Consider the following 17,050-nt stretch of genomic DNA (forward strand, 5'->3'; position numbering starts at 1 on the left):
AGTAACCAATTATTTTATTTTTTCGAGAATGAGAAGTAAGTCCTTAGCATTTAGCAACGAATGCTTTTGGAAAACAATTGAAAAATCAGCTTCTAAGATGGTAAGCGTGGGGTAAATTACTTCAGAATTGATAGTTGCTAAGGCTGTGGCGAGTTCATGAATTCCTGTGTTTGGACCTTGTGGTTTGAATTTGAAGCTGTGATTGTTGAAAAAAATATCTTCTTTGCTTTCTGCGTCTAATGAAATAAAGTAAAAATCAGTATTTAATACCTTGATGATTTCAGGGTTTTTGAAGGTCGAATTTTCCATCATTTTGCAGATTTTGCACCAATTAGTATGAACAAAAACAACAATGGGTTTCGGATTTTTTTTCGACAATTGTTCTGCTTCTTCAAAAGTATAGCTTTTCAATTGGGCAAAACCCGATGGAATTGCCCAAAAGAAAATCAGTACTATGAAAATTAGGTTTTTCATTTTTATTTTAAGGTGTATCTCAGACCAAAGAAACTTCGTATTCCCTGATTGGGTCCGTAAACATAACCGGGATCAAAAGTTAAAGCATACGGGTTATCAGCAGTTGCCAACACATTTCCCTCAGGATCATATTGTACATTTTTATCAAAAGGATCGTTAGCTCTGGCTATAATAAACGGATTCCCTTTGTTAGGAGTCCAGTTTAACAGGTTTTTTATACCAGCATAAATTTCGATATTTTTAAATTTATTGAAAGTGAACTGAATGTTTTGAATACTCCATGTAGGCGAATAATCTTTTCTTGGATCCAATTCTCCCAGAGTAGGCAGTCGCATCGGGCCGTATAGATTTCCGGTATAGTCAACATCCAGGAAAAGTTTGTTAATCCGGTACGAAATCGCCCAGGTTCCCGTGAATTTTTCGGTTAGTATCTGGCGGGTTTTTATTCCGTTTTCGGTTTTGGATACATCCATATAAGTTGCTCCTACAATGACTTTCAGTCCGTTTTGAAAAACCATATCGATATTGGTACTAATTCCTTTGGTAACCGCATATCCGTCCAGATTTTTATAAATAATCTGATTCGGATTAGTATCATAATCAGGTATAATCGAATTGGTAAAATGCGTGTACCAGGCCGAGGTTTCCAAGCCGATGAAGTTTCCGTTGTTGGTAAAAATTTTCTTCAGGTAGTTTAAATTCGCATTGTAAGAACGCTCGGGTTTTAATTCTTCTAAAATTATTACATCACGTGAACCGGTCAGTGCTGCATGTTCTTCGGTAAATAAGTTGACTACTCTGAAACCGGTTCCGGTATTGAATCGAACAATATTATTATCGTTGATTTTTAATTTGTAAGCCAGTCTGGGGGTAAAAATAGCACCGTGATTGCGGTTGTAATCATAGCGTGCGCCTAAAAGCAATTTGTGTTTTTCGGCTAAAGCTATTTCGTCCTGAACAAATAAACTCGGAATCCAATTGATACTTTCTTCTGCTGTTGCAGGCGTATTGTCGTTATAATATTGATAACGTAAGGCTGTTCCAAAGAGCATATCATGTGAGGCTATTTTTTTATCCCAGGTCAACTGTCCAAAACCAATACGTTGTTTTGCCAGATAAGGAGTATTGCCATACACCGAATTTTGATCGTGGTCGGTGTAAGAGAAGGAGAATAACATTTTTTCTGAAAAAGGCAATTCATAAGCTCCTAATATTTCCCAGCGTTTGGTATAGATACTTTCTCCGTACACTTCGTCACCACCACGGTATTTTTTCTCCCATTGCATTTCTCCGCCCCAGCGGTCTTCATAAAAATAACGCCCTGCTACCGAAAGCAATTTGTTGTTTTTTCTATTGAAATTCCATTTTTGAAAAACGGAAATCCGATCCTGTAAAGTCATATCGGTAAAATTATCGTGATTGTTGTCAATCGGATTGCTGTAATTAAAATAATTAATTCCGGTTAATACTGAAGCTGTTTTACTGACGTTTCCTTTGAAACCCAAATCAAGATTAAGCTCTCCCCAACTATTGGTAAAAGCATCTGCAGAAAAAGCAGGAGCATTTTTAGGATTTTTGGTAATAATGTTGATTAATCCCCCTACAGCTTCACTTCCGTACAGAGAGGAAGCGGGTCCTTTTACAATTTCAATACGCTCCAGCAGAGAATTTGGGATTCCGGATAATCCATAAACGGTTGAAAGTCCGCTTACTATTGGCATTCCGTCAATTAAAACTAGGGTATAAGGACCTTCTAATCCGTTGATGTGAATATCCCCCGTATTACAAACATTGCAATTCAATTGCGGACGTACTCCGTTTACATTCTGCAAGGCTTCAAAGATATTTGACGTCGGATTTTTTTTAAAAAAAGCGGGTTTATAAACCTCCACCGGCACAGGACTTTCCAAACGGCTGACCGGTTTTAATGTTCCGGTAATCACGACTTCGTCTAAGGTGTTGCTTTCTTTTAGGTCAAAATTTAAAATGATTTCAGTAGTGTCTGTTACCATGATTTTTTTTGTCCGGGTTTTTAAACCGGTATATGAAACCACCATTTCATGATTTCCCGGCATTATTTTTTGAATAAAATAATTACCGTCTTCATCACTGATGGTTGCGATTTTCGAATTTTTAAGTGAAATGTTGGCATATTGTAATGGCATGCCTTCAGAGGATACTTTTCCTTTTATGGTGGTCTGAGCAAATAAAACAGTATTTGTTAATAGAATACCGATAAGTAGAATTAGATTTTTCACAATTATATTTTAGATTGACTTATTACTTAAATTTAGACAAATCTAAAAATAATATTTGATTAACAAAATAAAGTTTGAAAATAATTTAGAAAACCAATTGTTGAAGTTCTAAATGGATTCTTTATCAAAGAAAAAAAGGCATACAAAATTGCATGCCTTTTACTATAAGTTACTTTTAAATTAGTGTCCGGAACTATTCTCATGACCAAAAATGGTAATTCTGTAGGGCGTAGCTGATGTTTTTATTTTAGTTGTAGCCAAACTGGAAAGATTAACTTTTAATAATTCTCCGGTAATTGGCGAAGTGATATAAGCAAACCTTTCGGTTAATTCCAATTGCGGTTTTTGTGTCGAATCTTCAGCAGTTGCTGAAATGATATTAGCAGTTTTTTCAGCTTGTAAACTATTCAAATCAAATAATCTGAATTCTCCTGAATGCAAAAGGATTCCCAGTTTTTTATGACTGTAACTCACTTTACACTGCATGATTTTTGTGCTTTCAAAAACAGGAGTAACAGTTTCATTAACCACATCAATTAAAAAAGCACCTTTTGCAGCGGTATAACCTATGAATTTTCCAGGATAAGCAGTTTCCAGAATACTACCAAACCAAGCTGTTCCAAAACCTTCAGGGTGAGGAATTAATTTTTGATCTCCATTACTTTCTACCACAAGAATTCCACTTGCAGAACCAAAAACCGCATAAGTTCCATCGGTAGCGTTTCCGTGAATTCCCTGTGTAGCCAGTTTTGCAGCGTGAACAGTTGCTCCCGTGTTATCTATAATTTTTACTTTTTCGGGAAGTGTTCCTGCAATAGAATTGTCTTTTACAGTAATAGCATAAGTACCATTAGAGAAAGTGGCCATTGCGCCGTGATGTGCTGTAAGTCCGGCACTGATAGTTTTAAATGTTGCTCCGATGCTATGGATTTCAGATTCTTTACCAACAGATAAAGTTCCATCGCCATCATTAAATGTTAATAGCTCTCCTTTTTTACTTTTGAAATGCGTTGGTGAAAGCGATGTTCCTGTCAAAGCTCCAAATTTAGGTGTTCCTTTGGTATCCACATGATCACCGTGGAATTCAAATCCGCTGTCGAAGGTTTCAACGGTGTTATCGTCTCTGTGAATAATTGCGGCAAATCTTCCGGATTCTGTAGTGTACAATGCCGATTTTGGAAATTTAGCATTGAAAAATGATGCTGTTCCATCTACCGGATTTATAAATGAAAGTTCAGTGGTTTTTTCGTCAGAAACCAATACTCTCAGGTATTTATATTCCTGTGAAGTTTCGTCATCATGATGGTCATGATCATGATCATCATCATTGCTACAAGATACAGCAAAAGCGGATAAGGCAAATAAAAATAATAATTTTTGAAATTTGTTTTTCATGGGATATTTAGATTAATTATGATTTTTTATTGAACTGAAATAGAGAAAGAAACTTCGGCATCAGTAGAACCGGCTGCATTAGTGATGTCTCCGGCCGCAACGTTAGCACCCGATTTGTTGGGCTCATGTCTCAGAGTAATGGTTAAAGTTCCGGAAGCAGCTTCGGTTGTTACAAAAACAGATTGCAGACCAATAGGTTTTCCATTGCTGTCAAAATTACTTGAAGTTGTTGCGTACGTAAATGGATTCAAAGTTCCTGTTGTCTGATAAAAAAGTTGGTGATCTAAAGCTTCTTCCAGAATTTCAGCAGTAATATCTTCGGCAGGATTTACCAATTCATTTTTAAATGTTACCGTTCCGTTATAGGTTTTGTTTTTTGAAAAAGGACCGGAAACAGTAATTTGCGGAGGATTTGCACCTTCACCATCTAAATCTTTGTATTGTAAAGTTACCGCTGTTCCGCCACCTGCAGGAGTGTAAACAGCCGTAACTGTTGTGATTAATTCTTCCTCGTTTACTGGGGGAGCAGGATTGTCATCATCGTTGCTACAGGATGAAAAAGTTAAGGCAGTTATTACGGCAAGAGCATACAATCTAAATTGTTTTGATTTCTGAATTGTTTTCATTTTGTTTGAATTTAAATTAAGGGATATAGTTTAATAATTGAATTTGAGTTGAATTTGGAAACTTCGCCCGATTTCATCAGCGAAAAAGCGTTGGCGATTTAAATAATCTCTGTAGGAGATATTGAAGATATTCTGAACAGAAAAGGCTATAGTTGTAATGCTGTTTTTGAAAGTGTCGAATTTCATTTCCGTATAAAAATGCAACAAATGATAGGCTGGAGGCGGCGTACTGATATCGACCAAAACCGATTCGAATTCGTTGTTTTTAATGATATTGGTGTAGAAATTATTGTCAGGATAGCGGTTTTGCTTGGATACAATTTCGCTGTTTAATTCCAGAATAAGTTGATGCCATTCTTTTTTAGAAAACCGTATTTTATTGTTCAAATTCAATGGAGGCATATCAATTAAAGGTTCATCATTACTGCTATCTTTTCCGTTTACATATGCCAATGAAAAGGAATGTTGCCAATGATTTGTAATTTTCCAATGCGTTTGAATATCAATTCCCCCAAGGCGGGCATTAGTTTGCTGGTATTCCCAGACAGGGAAAGCACCACGAATAGTTGTTTCAAAACCAACAGGCTTCAGGAAGATATAATCCTGAATGTGATTGACATAAGGATTTACTTCGAAAGAAAATCCGTTGTATTTTTTTTGAATGGTTAGTGATAATTTGGTCGATTGTTCTTTGTCCAGATTCAAATCTCCCAACTCAATCACGCCAGTAGAATGATGCAATCCGTCGCTAAAAAACTCAGAAGGATTGGGATTTCTCGAAGCAAAACTTACATTGGAAAAAATATCCCAATTCCTTTCCAGTTTTTTATGAAAACCGACACTTGCCGAAATATTATGAAAAGTAAAGTGAGGTTTAGTAAGCCATTGCGTTACATAATCTCCCGCGATAAATTCAGGAAATGTTTCGTCATATCCTCTTTCTTCCCATCTGGATTTTTGGTAATATTTAGTAGCATCAATTTTTGAAAAATCATAACGCAATCCGCCATCTACAGAAAAACTATCTGAGAAATTGTAGCCTGAAATGACATAAGCGCCAAAATCAATTTTGTCATAATTAGGAATCAACGGACGAATTCCTGTTGCCGGATTCGCATAATTATTTTGTGTATTGGCACTTAATCCCGATTTTAAATTCCAGTCATGTCCGTTTTTCTTGTAATCAATATTTATCGAATGGGTTTTTAAATCCAAATCTAAAGCGGCAGTGTTTTTATAATCGCCTCTTCGGACATCATATTCTAATCTTTTGTTGAATTGGAAAGCATATTGAAACGTAACAGATGCCGATTCGTTCAAATAATAATCAAAGTTGAATTTAGCAATTTGATGTTCTACATCTTGTTTAGGATTTTTGATGTTATACGTAAACTCATTTACAATTGACGGCTGTTTGTTGTTAATAGATTGGTACAAATCATTCACATTTCCGGTATGTGAAGCACTCAAAATCCCAATTTCTGATTTGTAATGACTGTAAAAAGCAGTAGCATTGTACTTTTCGGCAGTATATTTTATATCGCCTGAAAAATTAGCTTCTCTATTTCCTGTATTCGACAATACATAATCAGCTCCCTGTTTATCTCCCAGATATTTAAAAGTTCCCAAAGCATTCCAGCTCCAGCCCAAATCATTTCCTTTATGAATGCCGGAACTTAGAGAACCGCCTTTTCCATTTGAATCCAAGTTTAAAATAGTTTTGCCAAAAAGCGTATCTTTTTTCACGTTTAGCGGTTCAATAATCACTAAACCGCCAATAGCATCACCACTGTATTGCAAACCTGAAGCACCTTTTATCACGGTAATTTTACTGGCTGCATTCACATCAAAATTAGGAGCATGTTCCGTTCCCCATTGCTGATCTTCCAATCGCACTCCGTTATTCAAAACAGGAACTCTGCTTCCATACAAGCCATTAATAATTGGTTTTACCACAGTGTTTCCAGTTTTGAGAGTGGAGACTCCGGGAATTTCTTTAAGCGCATCACCTAAGGATTTATTGCTGTATTTTTCAATCGTTTCTAATTTCAGTTGTTGTTCTGCGACTGATTTTTTGTTGCTGTTTTTTTGCTGAATAACCACTTCATGCAGTTTAGTGGTGTTTAATTTCAGTTTAAAATCAATTTTTAAATTGTTTTTCAAGTCAATAACAGTGTCAATGGATTGATATCCAATGTGTGAAATATAGATTTTTGTATTACCATCCGGTAAATTATTAACGTGATAATTTCCTGAGGCATCACTGCTGCTGATTTTTTGACCAATATGAATATGGATATCCGAAGCGCTAATTTGCCCTTGCGATGTTATTTTTCCACTTATCGTGTTTTGCGAATAAACTGTATTACAAAGCACAATAAGCCAGAAAAAAACGAGATGTTTTTTTGACATTACCTGAATTTAAAATATAGAAAAGCGGCTCATTATGTAGAATGAGTAGTTCTTTGAATATTTTAATATAGTGGCGGGGCCCGAAGTGCGAACAGACTTCCGGTAAAAAAGGAAAGATGTTTTTTAGTAAATAATGAAGTAAAGACTTTTACTGTATTGTTTTTACAAAAAGGAAATACATAAAAATCAGTGGTAGTAAACGAGCTAAAACTAAAATCACAAGTGGAACATTTTTCAAAAATGCTGTGATTCTGATTTATTTCAACCTTGTTATCCGAATGATGATAAGTAGTTTTTTCAGCAATTTCTTCCGAATAATGTCCGTAAGCATGTATTGCCTGAAACAGTATTGAGAACAATACTGCCATAGACAGAAATACATTGATTAGGATATATTTTTTTTTCATTCTTGGAAATGCGATAATTGATGGGTTTAAGAAAAGACAATTCATTTCGTATTGTCTTTTCTTGTATCTTTGCTTAATGCAATTGAGTTGCAAATATAATAATCTTATTTTTAAATGCAACAATGTTGCGTTTTATTTTCTGATAAATGAAAACAACCCGAAATACCACTGCTAAATCGGCTATTCTGGAATTGATAAAAAATTCCGAAGTAGCATTGTCTCATGCTGAAATTCAAAAAATGAATCAGGAATTGTGTGACCGGGTAACTATTTACAGAATTTTAGATCGTTTGGTCAATGAAGATGTCATTCATAAAATTGCCACTCCGGAAGGGACTATTAAATACGCTGCCTGTCATCATAGCCATGATCATCATCAACATACGCACAACCACGTGCATTTTAGTTGTGAAAAATGCCAATCGGTGACTTGTTTGGATTCCGTCGAACCTTCTTTTAAACTTCCTGATAATTATTTGGTTAAAGAAGTCAATTTTACTTTATCAGGCTTGTGTCCGTCATGTGTCAAAATAATCAGTAAATAAAATTATCCTCAATAAGCTCTTTATTGATTGCTGCACCTGCAAATGAACCCGTAGCGACAGCCATAGCCACAGATCTTGCGGGAGTTTGATTGTCACCACTTGCATAAATTCCGGAGATGTTTGTTTTTTGCATAAAATCTACTTTTAACAATCCTTGTTCGTTGTGTTCACAACCAAGGGTTTCCGGTAAAGCACAATGCTGTTCAAAAGCAGGACGATGGTAAATGGCTTTGACAGCTGTTTTTTCTCCATTTTTGAAAACAATGTGTTTGATATAACCATTTTGATGTTCGAAAGATGCAATTTCGTTTTCAATAATTTCGATGTTGTTTTTCTTCAGCGTTTTTATTTGTTCAGGTGTTAAAGTTGATTTTCCATTGGTACACAATTTTAAATCTTTAGTCCAGTTGCTGATTAGTTTTGCATATTCAAAAGCAGTTTCTCCGTTAGCAACGATAGCTGTTTTTTCATTTTTTACTTCATATCCGTGGCAATAAGGACAATGCAGTATGGAAATTCCCCAACAATTGGCAAAACCATCTGTATCCGGAAGTAAATCTCTAACTCCTGTAGCAAATAGTATTTTCTTAGAACTAAAAGTTTTTCCTGATTTGGTGGTAATTTTAAATCCATCATTGCTTTTTTGAGCTGCTGTTGCCAGATCATTATAAAACTGAACGGTTTTGTAAAAAACTACCTGTTCTTTGGCTTTCGCTAAAATTACAGCTGGTTTCTCACCATCCTGAGTGATGAAATTATGGGAATGAGGTGTTGAACTGTTACACGGATGTCCACTGTCAATCACTAAAACTTGTCGTAAAGAACGGCCTAAAGCCATAGCTGCTGAAAGTCCGCTGAAGCTGCCGCCGATAATTATAACTTCAAAATGGGTTTGTGCTGTCATATTGTTTTTTATTTATGCTGTAAAGATAATGAGTTTTTCTTAAATGCAACATTGTTGCGTTTTGTTTTGTATAAAAGCTGAAATACGGTTTGTATTTTTAGTCCAGGCTAAAAAAAATATTTGATTAATGTAATTTTTCTATATATTTGCCGGAATCAGTTATTTATACAATGGGAAAATCACTTGAAGAAGTACATCAGTCGGTTTCGACTCAAAATAAAAAATCAGTTTTCAGAAAAATAATGGCTTTTTTTGGTCCTGCTTATCTGATAAGTGTGGGATATATGGATCCCGGAAACTGGGCTACCGATATTGCCGGAGGAAGTCAGTTTGGATATTCGCTGCTCTGGGTTTTGTTAATGAGTAACATTATGGCTTTATTACTGCAAAGTTTAAGCGCCCGGTTGGGAATTGTTACCCAGCGGGATTTAGCGCAGGCTTCACGGGAAACCTATTCGCCCTTTATCAATTATATTTTGTATTTTCTGGCAGAAATAGCCATTGCAGCCTGTGATCTTGCTGAGGTATTAGGTATGGCAATCGGAATCAATCTGTTGTTTGATATTCCGTTAATTGAAGGGGTTTTAATTACGGTTTTAGATACTTTTTTACTACTCTTTTTGATCAATAAAGGTATCCGGAAGATGGAAGCATTCATTATTGCCTTAGTCACCGTAATTGGCGTTTCATTTATTTTCGAAATGATTTTTGCACAGCCGGAAGTGGATAAGGTGATGCTGGGTTTAATTCCTTCGATGCCTACTGAGGCGGCTTTGTATATTGCTATTGGTATTATTGGAGCTACGGTAATGCCACACAATTTATACCTTCATTCCTCATTGGTACAAACCCGAAAATTCGATCGTACAACTGCGGGAATTAAACAGGCTTTGAAATATAATTTTGTGGATTCTACCATTGCACTAAATCTTGCTTTTTTTGTGAATGCGGCTATATTAATTCTGGCTGCGGCCACATTTTATAAAAGCGGAATGCATGAAGTTGCCGAAATCCAGGATGCTCATAAATTTTTACAACCTCTTTTAGGGACTAAATGGGCACCTGTTTTATTTGCAGTAGCTTTAATTGCTGCCGGTCAAAGTTCTACGGTAACCGGAACATTAGCCGGACAAATTGTAATGGAAGGCTATCTTAATTTAAGAATTCAGCCTTGGGTAAGAAGAATTATCACACGATTAATTGCAATTGTTCCGGCAGTAATTGTCATTACTATTTTTGGAGAAGGCGTAACGGGAGAATTACTGATTTTTAGTCAGGTGGTTTTAAGTTTGCAATTGGGATTTGCTATTATTCCTTTAATTCATTTTGTGAGTGATAAGAGTAAAATGAAGGGTTTTCATATTAGTAAACTCACACAAATTGCTTCGTGGATTGTAGCATCGATTATCGTAATATTAAATGCAAAATTAGTTTATGATGAAATAAACGGATGGTTGGAAACTTCAGAAAATCCGATGGTTTTATGGTTTACAGTCGTACCCCTGGCTTTTGGATTTTTAATTTTGTTGCTGTATATTGTATTTAAACCTTTTATCACCAAAACAAGAATGGCGATACTAAATCATTCGCCACATAATCTAAAACTGCAGTTTTCTAAAGCGGAAAGTTATGCTAAAAAGAATATTGCAGTATCAGTAGATTTTTCTTTTGCTGATGAAATTGCTTTAAATAATGCTTTTGAACTGGGAGGGAAAGAAGCTAATTATACATTGATTCATGTCGTTGAAACTGTAGGAGCCATGGTTTATGGTGAAAAAATTGATGATCATGAAACCTTAATAGACGAGAAATTATTATTGCAATACAAAGAAATGCTTTCGCAAAAAGGATTCAATGTGAAGACCGAATTGGGTTTTGGAAAACCAACAACAATAATTCCGAAAATAGTAAATAAAGGTGGTTTTGATATTTTAGTAATGGGAACACACGGACACACAGGATTTAAAGATTTGATTTTTGGTACAACTGTAGACAAACTTCGTCATAAAATTTCGATACCTTTGTTAATTGTTAAATAAAGTGGCTGAGATACTGAGTTGTTAAGTTGCTGAGGTTTTCTCAGCAACTTAGCAACTTAGCAGTTTAGTAACATACAACCTCAAAAAAATGACTTTTTCAGAAGAAAATTATCTTAAATCTATCTATCATCTTACTGTAGTTTCCGGTTCGGGAGTAAGTACGAATGCTATTGCCGAAGTCATGGAGACAAAAGCCTCATCAGTTACTGATATGCTTAAAAAGCTGGCTGAAAAAGATTTAGTTCATTATAAAAAATACCAAGGAGTAAGTCTGACTGAAAAAGGAAAACTGGAGGCTAAAATGATTGTCAGAAAACACCGTTTGTGGGAAGTTTTTTTAGTTGAAAAGCTGGATTTTTCCTGGGATGAGGTTCATGATATTGCAGAGCAGTTAGAGCATATAAAATCGGAGAAACTGATTAATAAGCTGGATGATTTTCTAGGAAATCCAACCGAAGATCCACATGGTGATCCTATTCCTAATGCGCAGGGATTGTTGCCTAAAATTGAAAAACAATTGCTTTCTGACCTGACAGAAAACCAAAAAGGAATTTGTGTAGGTGTTAAGGATACTTCTTCGGAGTTTTTAAAATATCTGGATAAGCAGCAAATTGCTCTGGGATCTACTATTGAAATTCTGGGTAAAGAAACTTTTGATCTTTCGCTGCGTATTAAAGTGGATGATAAACCATTGAATATTTCGAATAAAATAGCTACCAATCTTTTTGTAAAGCTGAGTTAAACAAACAGAACTATAAAAAAAATTACCGCAGATTCACAAAATTATCATCTGCAAGTCTGCGGTGAAAATTACCGCTTAGGTCTTGTTTTTTTTCGGATAAAACTATTTTTAATGGCAGCCGCAGTCATCACCGCCGCAGTTTTTATCCTTTTTTTTCTTTTTTAAAAAGAATTTCTTAATAAGGTAAATAACGGCTATGCCAAGTGTTATAAAAGCTATAATTTCCTGAAACATCTTTTCTTATTTTAAAATTTGATACGCTATTAAGGCAACAAAATAGGCAAAAGCACTCATGAATATTAATTGTCCTAACGGCCATTTCCAGCTATTAGTCTCTTTTTTAGTAATGGCTATTGTACTGGCGCATTGCATTGCAAAAGCATAAAACAGCAGTAATGAAATCCCGGTAGCAAAATTAAATACCTTTAAACCCGTTTCAGGATGGATTTCAGATTGCATTTTATTTTTAATAGTAGTTTCATTATCTGATCCTCCCACACTGTAAATGGTCGCTAATGTACCCACAAATACTTCTCTGGCCGCAAATGAACTAATAATGGCAATACCTATTTTCCAATCATATCCTAAAGGAGAAATAACCGGTTCTATTGTTTTACCCATGATTCCAATATACGAATTCTCCAGTTTATAGGAAGCAATTTTGTTTTCAAGTTCAGCTTCTGAAATGGTGTTGTTTTTTTCCTGCGCAGTAATAATGCTTTCGGCATTTTGAAATTTTTCTCCGGGCCCGTAAGAAGCTAAAAACCAAAGTACAATGGATATTGCTAAAATAATCTTTCCTGCACCTAAAATAAATGCTTTTGTTTTTTCGATTACATTAATAGCAACATTTTTAAATAAGGGTAACTTATAATTAGGCATTTCGACTACAAAAAAAGTTTTTCCGCTTATTTTCATTACTTTGTTTAATACATAAGCCGAAAATATTGCCATGCCAAAGCCTAAAAGATACAATAACATTAAGGTTAATCCCTGAAGGTTCAAAAATCCTAATACGCGGTGATTAGGGATAACTAATGCAATAATTATAGCATAAACAGGCAATCGGGCAGAGCAGGTGGTGAACGGCGTTACCAGAATGGTTATTAAGCGTTCTTTCCAGTTCTCAATATTTCGTGTGGCCATGATAGCAGGGATTGCACAGGCAGTTCCTGAAATCAAGGGGACAACACTTTTTCCTGATAATCCAAAACGACGCATGATTTTATCCATAATAAAGACCACTCGGCTCATATAACCACTTTCTTCTAAGATGGATATAAAGAGAAATAAGAATGCAATTTGTGGGATAAAAATCAGGATTCCTCCAATACCGGGAATAATTCCCTGAGAAATCAAATCGGTTAAAATACCTGCCGGCAAATTCTCAGCGGCCATCGTGCTTAATGTGGCAAAGCTGCTGTCGATAAAATCCATTGGGATAGAAGACCAGTCAAATATCGATTGGAAAATAACAAAAAGGATTACAAAGAAAATGATATACCCCCAGAATTTGTGTGTTAAAACACGATCCAGTTTAGAGCGAAAATCTTTGGCTATGCTGGTATCTATACTAAGACCTTCTTTTAATACATCATTGATAAACTGATAGCGTTTAATCGTCTCTTTTTGCTGTAAGCGCTTTAATTCAGTATGTGATTTGGTAAACGAACTCTGTATTTCTTTTCGTTCTAAATTTAAAAAGTTAACATCCTGAGTAATTACTAACCAAAGTTTGTATAACAGCTGATCCGGAAAAGCATTTTGTAAATTGTTAAAATATTCTTTGTCAATAACCGAAGCATTTAAACAAGGCTCAGCCGGTATTGATTTATAAGTTACAATGAGCTCTTTTAACTCCTCAATTCCTAAAGATTTTCTGGAACTTACTAAGGCAATTTTTGTTTTTAATTGTTCTTCAAGAAAAGGGATATTGAGTGAAATTCCTTTAGTTTCCATTCGGTCAGCCATATTAATGACTAAAATGGTGGGGATCTCAAGATCTTTAATCTGAGTAAAAAGCAATAAATTTCTCTTCAGATTTTCTACATCAGTGACTACTAATGCTACATCCGGATATAATTTATCATTTTTATTTAATAATAATTCTATAACTACATTTTCATCAATAGAACTTGCATTAAGACTGTAAGTCCCCGGCAAGTCCAGAATGTTAACTTTGATATTATGGGGTAATTTGCAAAATCCAATCTTTTTTTCCACGGTGATTCCCGGGTAGTTACCTACCTGTTGATTCAGACCGGTAAGCTGATTAAAGACAGAAGTTTTACCTACGTTTGGATTTCCGATTAATGCTACGTTAATATTCTGAGGGACCATTAAAGTACAATTTTGATAAGTTCTACTTCAATTTCTTTAGCTGTTTCCAGGCGAATAGCCACGTGAGAACCATTTACATCTAAATATAACGGATCTCCAAAAGGTGCAATTTGAAGTAATTGGACTGTGTTTCCAGGTAAGCACCCCATTTCAAGTAACTTTAAAGGAATAATGTCAATATCAAAATCTTTGATGATTGCTTTTTCGTTTTTTCGTAGTGAATTTATCGTGGTACGCAAGGCTTATTTAGATTGAATTAAGATTGCAAAAATACATAATTATAATACTAAATTGACTTCTAAAAATCAGTTTTATGATTTAATTAGAATTTATTTTAAGTAAAAATATATTTCTGTGTTTTTGGGTTTTAATTTTTTAATTTTCACAAAGAAAGTTAATATCTTCGATTAATCGCTCAATATCTTCTTTTTTCGTTCCGTCATAAAAGCCGCGAACACGTTTTTTAGCGTCAACCAAAACAAAATTTTCTGTATGAACCATATCGTATAATTCACTTGGTTTTCCCAGTTTTACGGCTAAATATGATTTTCTGGCCATGGTATAAATTTCTTTTTTATCTCCTGTAACCAGATTCCACTTGCTGTCAACTACATCGTTTTTCAGCGCATAAGCTTTTAAAGCTTCTACCGTATCTACTTCGGGAAAAACGGTGTGTGATAACAACATGACTTTGGGATTATTAAGGACAGCTTTTTGAACTTCCACTAAATTTGCGGTCATTTTTGGACAAATAGAACCACAGGTAGTAAAGAAAAAATCAGCAACATAAATTTTCCCTTCATAATCTTTTTGAGTAATGGTTTTCCCGTTTTGATTGGTAAACGAAAAATCAGCTATTGTATGGTATTTGCTCACATATTGCACCGTACTGTCTACTAATTCAGGATTTACATCGGCCGGATTATAAATTGGAAGTGTTTTTTTAGGTTTTAATGCCCCATAAAATAAAAAAAGTGTGATTGCCGAAAAAACAATAAAGATACCAATGAATATGCGGTATTTGTATAAAACAGATTTCATGAATTTTTTTTGCAAAAATACAAAAACCTGCTTGGAAATCAGGAAGCTTTACTTAATTAATATATTTGTTTTTTTGCGGCTTTGTCTTAATGATTTGTTGACTAAATACAAGCCGGATAAAGTAACCAATCCGCCCAGTGCAATGGAGATACTAAGCGATTCCCCAAAAATGGCCGAACCTAAAAGTACTGCTACCACAGGATTCATATAAGCATACAGGCTGCTCACTTCGGGAGGGAGGTTTTGCAGCGAATAAATGAATACAGTAAAAGTAATTAACGAACCTACCACAACCAGATAAGCGATCGCAAGCCAGGTTTCCATCGGAATTTCACGTACACTGACCGAAATGCCCGCAGCAGCATTGTAAGCAAATAAAAGCAGACCCGAAATAAACATTTGGAATCCTAAACTAAAATACGGATTATAAGAAGCTGCTTTTTTCTTGGTATACAAAGTACCAAATGCCCAGGTAATGGTAGCTAAAACAGATAGAAAAATTCCGAATCTAAAGTCGGGAATTAAAAAATCTGCCAGATATTCATAAAAAATAATGCAGACTCCGCCAAAGCTTACAAAAACCCCGATTGCAGCTAACTGAGCAATTTTTTCACCTTTAAAAAAAGAAATAAGCACTATCCAGATAGGGAAAATGGCAGCAATAATAGCACCCAGTCCGCTACTGATGTATTTAACCCCCGCTGTACTCAGACCATTGCTTAAAGTAAAATTGAGAATAGCCAGAATAACAATTGTATTCCATTGTTTGCCTTTTGGCCAGGGTGTTTTTGTAAAAAGAAAAAAGACTATATAAATTGCACCGGCAATAAACTGCCGAATGGCAGCCATCTGAATACCGGGAATATAACGAACTCCTTCTTTTGAAGCGATCCAGGTGGTTCCCCAGAAAAAACCAACCCAAATAAGCGCCAGAACAGGTAATCCAATAGCATTTATTCTGGTTGAAACGGTGGTTTTGAATTTGGTTATCACTATAAATGAATTTGAATGAAATGATAATCTAGCAGTCTGATTACTTTATCGGATAAAATAGTTTTTCCAACTGAAGGAATTTCGTGACTAAATTGCGGAGGGACCAGATTTTCTATAATTGCTTTTTGAGTATAATACTCTTGTCGGCTGGGATGAAATGGTGCCACTGCATTAAGAGTAGTATTCCAGATGTTGGTTGTTATAATTTTCAGGATGATTCCAATACAATCATCCAAGTGAATTAAATTGATGGGTGCATCCGGATTAGGAACATTCTCTTTTCCGGCTAAGAATCGGGCAGGATTCCGGTCTTCACCAATGAGCCCGCCAAAACGCAAAACAGTAGTTTTAAAATGTGTATTAGCTAGCAATAATTGTTCAATTTCCAGTAATTGTTTGCCGCTTTCTGTAACAGGAGAGGGAGCAGTGTTTTCGTCAACAACGTCATTAGCTTCTCCGTAAACCGCAGTCGAACTAATAAACAGCACATTTTTTACTGTTGATTGCTGAATAAAAGGCAGGAGGTTTTCTATTTTTTTAACAAATGAATTGTGTGCTGCATCAGAGTAATCTTTATTTTTTCCTCTTAATTTAGGAGGGATAGCAATGATAAGCGTTTCGCTTCCGTCTAAAAATGGCGTTACGGGAGACGAGAAGTTTTCTGCTTCGAGAGCAATAGGGAAATGTTTAATTCCGGACTTTTCCAGCATTTCTTTTTTATCTGCTGTTGTAGTAGAACCTTTAATCGTAAAACCTTCTTTCAGTAATGCTTTCGCCAAAGGAAATCCCAGCCATCCACAACCTAAAATGCTTATTTGTTCCATTTTGCTTTCAATTATTTCAAGATGCAAAGGTCTATATAATTATTTGGATT

Annotated in this window: 15 protein-coding genes; 3 read left to right on the forward strand and 12 right to left on the reverse strand. The window is 35.3% G+C overall.

Features of this window, described 5'->3' with window-relative positions:
• Positions 1 to 9 precede the first annotated feature (9 nt).
• The 6 genes from ABS764_RS04915 to ABS764_RS04940 all read right to left on the reverse strand — a co-directional run bounded on the left by ABS764_RS04915 (position 10) and on the right by ABS764_RS04940 (position 7,572).
• Positions 10 to 474: a thioredoxin family protein gene (locus ABS764_RS04915; RefSeq protein WP_408080564.1), complete on the reverse strand. Its 465-nt coding sequence runs from the start codon at positions 472 to 474 to the stop codon at positions 10 to 12.
• Between the two features lie 2 nt (positions 475 to 476).
• Positions 477 to 2,732 carry a TonB-dependent receptor gene (locus ABS764_RS04920; RefSeq protein WP_408080566.1) on the reverse strand — a complete coding sequence of 752 codons (2,256 nt, stop codon included), beginning with the start codon at positions 2,730 to 2,732 and terminating at the stop codon, positions 477 to 479.
• 180 nt (positions 2,733 to 2,912) lie between these two features.
• A complete protein-coding gene (locus ABS764_RS04925) occupies positions 2,913 to 4,127 on the reverse strand; it encodes a hypothetical protein (protein ID WP_408080568.1) in 1,215 nt (404 codons plus the stop codon).
• A gap of 26 nt (positions 4,128 to 4,153) precedes the next feature.
• Positions 4,154 to 4,753 carry a type 1 periplasmic binding fold superfamily protein gene (locus tag ABS764_RS04930; protein WP_408080570.1) on the reverse strand — a complete coding sequence of 200 codons (600 nt, stop codon included), beginning with the start codon at positions 4,751 to 4,753 and terminating at the stop codon, positions 4,154 to 4,156.
• A 30-nt stretch (positions 4,754 to 4,783) separates the two neighbouring features.
• On the reverse strand, positions 4,784 to 7,165 hold the full coding sequence (locus tag ABS764_RS04935; protein ID WP_408080572.1) for a TonB-dependent receptor: 2,382 nt from the start codon (positions 7,163 to 7,165) through the stop codon (positions 4,784 to 4,786).
• A 62-nt stretch (positions 7,166 to 7,227) separates the two neighbouring features.
• The gene (locus ABS764_RS04940; protein WP_408080574.1) at positions 7,228 to 7,572 is read right to left on the reverse strand and encodes a hypothetical protein; all 345 of its coding nucleotides are present in this window, start codon (positions 7,570 to 7,572) and stop codon (positions 7,228 to 7,230) included.
• Positions 7,573 to 7,718: 146 nt separating this feature from the next.
• Here ABS764_RS04940 and ABS764_RS04945 point away from each other — a divergent pair, with 146 nt between their 5' ends.
• A complete protein-coding gene (locus tag ABS764_RS04945) occupies positions 7,719 to 8,117 on the forward strand; it encodes a Fur family transcriptional regulator (RefSeq protein ID WP_408080576.1) in 399 nt (132 codons plus the stop codon).
• On the opposite strand, the gene ABS764_RS04950 is transcribed toward ABS764_RS04945, so the two are convergent.
• Positions 8,107 to 9,021, reverse strand: a complete 915-nt coding sequence (locus ABS764_RS04950; RefSeq protein ID WP_408080578.1) for an NAD(P)/FAD-dependent oxidoreductase — start codon at positions 9,019 to 9,021, stop codon at positions 8,107 to 8,109. The genes ABS764_RS04945 and ABS764_RS04950 overlap by 11 nt on opposite strands.
• Before the next feature lie 170 nt (positions 9,022 to 9,191).
• Between ABS764_RS04950 and ABS764_RS04955 the strand changes: the two genes are divergently transcribed.
• Positions 9,192 to 11,060, forward strand: a complete 1,869-nt coding sequence (locus ABS764_RS04955; RefSeq protein WP_408080580.1) for an Nramp family divalent metal transporter — start codon at positions 9,192 to 9,194, stop codon at positions 11,058 to 11,060.
• Positions 11,061 to 11,148: 88 nt separating this feature from the next.
• The gene (locus tag ABS764_RS04960) at positions 11,149 to 11,802 is read left to right on the forward strand and encodes a metal-dependent transcriptional regulator (RefSeq protein WP_408080582.1); all 654 of its coding nucleotides are present in this window, start codon (positions 11,149 to 11,151) and stop codon (positions 11,800 to 11,802) included.
• A 240-nt stretch (positions 11,803 to 12,042) separates the two neighbouring features.
• Here ABS764_RS04960 and feoB read toward each other — a convergent pair whose 3' ends face one another.
• The 5 genes from feoB to ABS764_RS04985 all read right to left on the reverse strand — a co-directional run bounded on the left by feoB (position 12,043) and on the right by ABS764_RS04985 (position 17,000).
• Positions 12,043 to 14,142: a ferrous iron transport protein B gene (gene feoB, locus ABS764_RS04965; RefSeq protein WP_408080584.1), complete on the reverse strand. Its 2,100-nt coding sequence runs from the start codon at positions 14,140 to 14,142 to the stop codon at positions 12,043 to 12,045.
• Positions 14,142 to 14,381, reverse strand: a complete 240-nt coding sequence (locus tag ABS764_RS04970; protein WP_408080586.1) for a FeoA family protein — start codon at positions 14,379 to 14,381, stop codon at positions 14,142 to 14,144. The genes feoB and ABS764_RS04970 overlap by 1 nt, the downstream gene beginning before the upstream one ends.
• 136 nt (positions 14,382 to 14,517) lie before the next feature.
• Positions 14,518 to 15,183 carry an SCO family protein gene (locus ABS764_RS04975; protein ID WP_408080588.1) on the reverse strand — a complete coding sequence of 222 codons (666 nt, stop codon included), beginning with the start codon at positions 15,181 to 15,183 and terminating at the stop codon, positions 14,518 to 14,520.
• A gap of 48 nt (positions 15,184 to 15,231) precedes the next feature.
• A complete protein-coding gene (locus ABS764_RS04980; RefSeq protein ID WP_408080589.1) occupies positions 15,232 to 16,176 on the reverse strand; it encodes a DMT family transporter in 945 nt (314 codons plus the stop codon).
• Positions 16,176 to 17,000 carry an NAD-dependent epimerase/dehydratase family protein gene (locus ABS764_RS04985; RefSeq protein WP_408080590.1) on the reverse strand — a complete coding sequence of 275 codons (825 nt, stop codon included), beginning with the start codon at positions 16,998 to 17,000 and terminating at the stop codon, positions 16,176 to 16,178. Before ABS764_RS04985 ends, ABS764_RS04980 begins: the two co-directional genes overlap by 1 nt.
• Between the last annotated feature and the right edge of the window lie 50 nt (positions 17,001 to 17,050).

Source organism: Flavobacterium plantiphilum (genome assembly GCF_046000495.1).
Lineage (GTDB): Bacteria > Bacteroidota > Bacteroidia > Flavobacteriales > Flavobacteriaceae > Flavobacterium > Flavobacterium plantiphilum.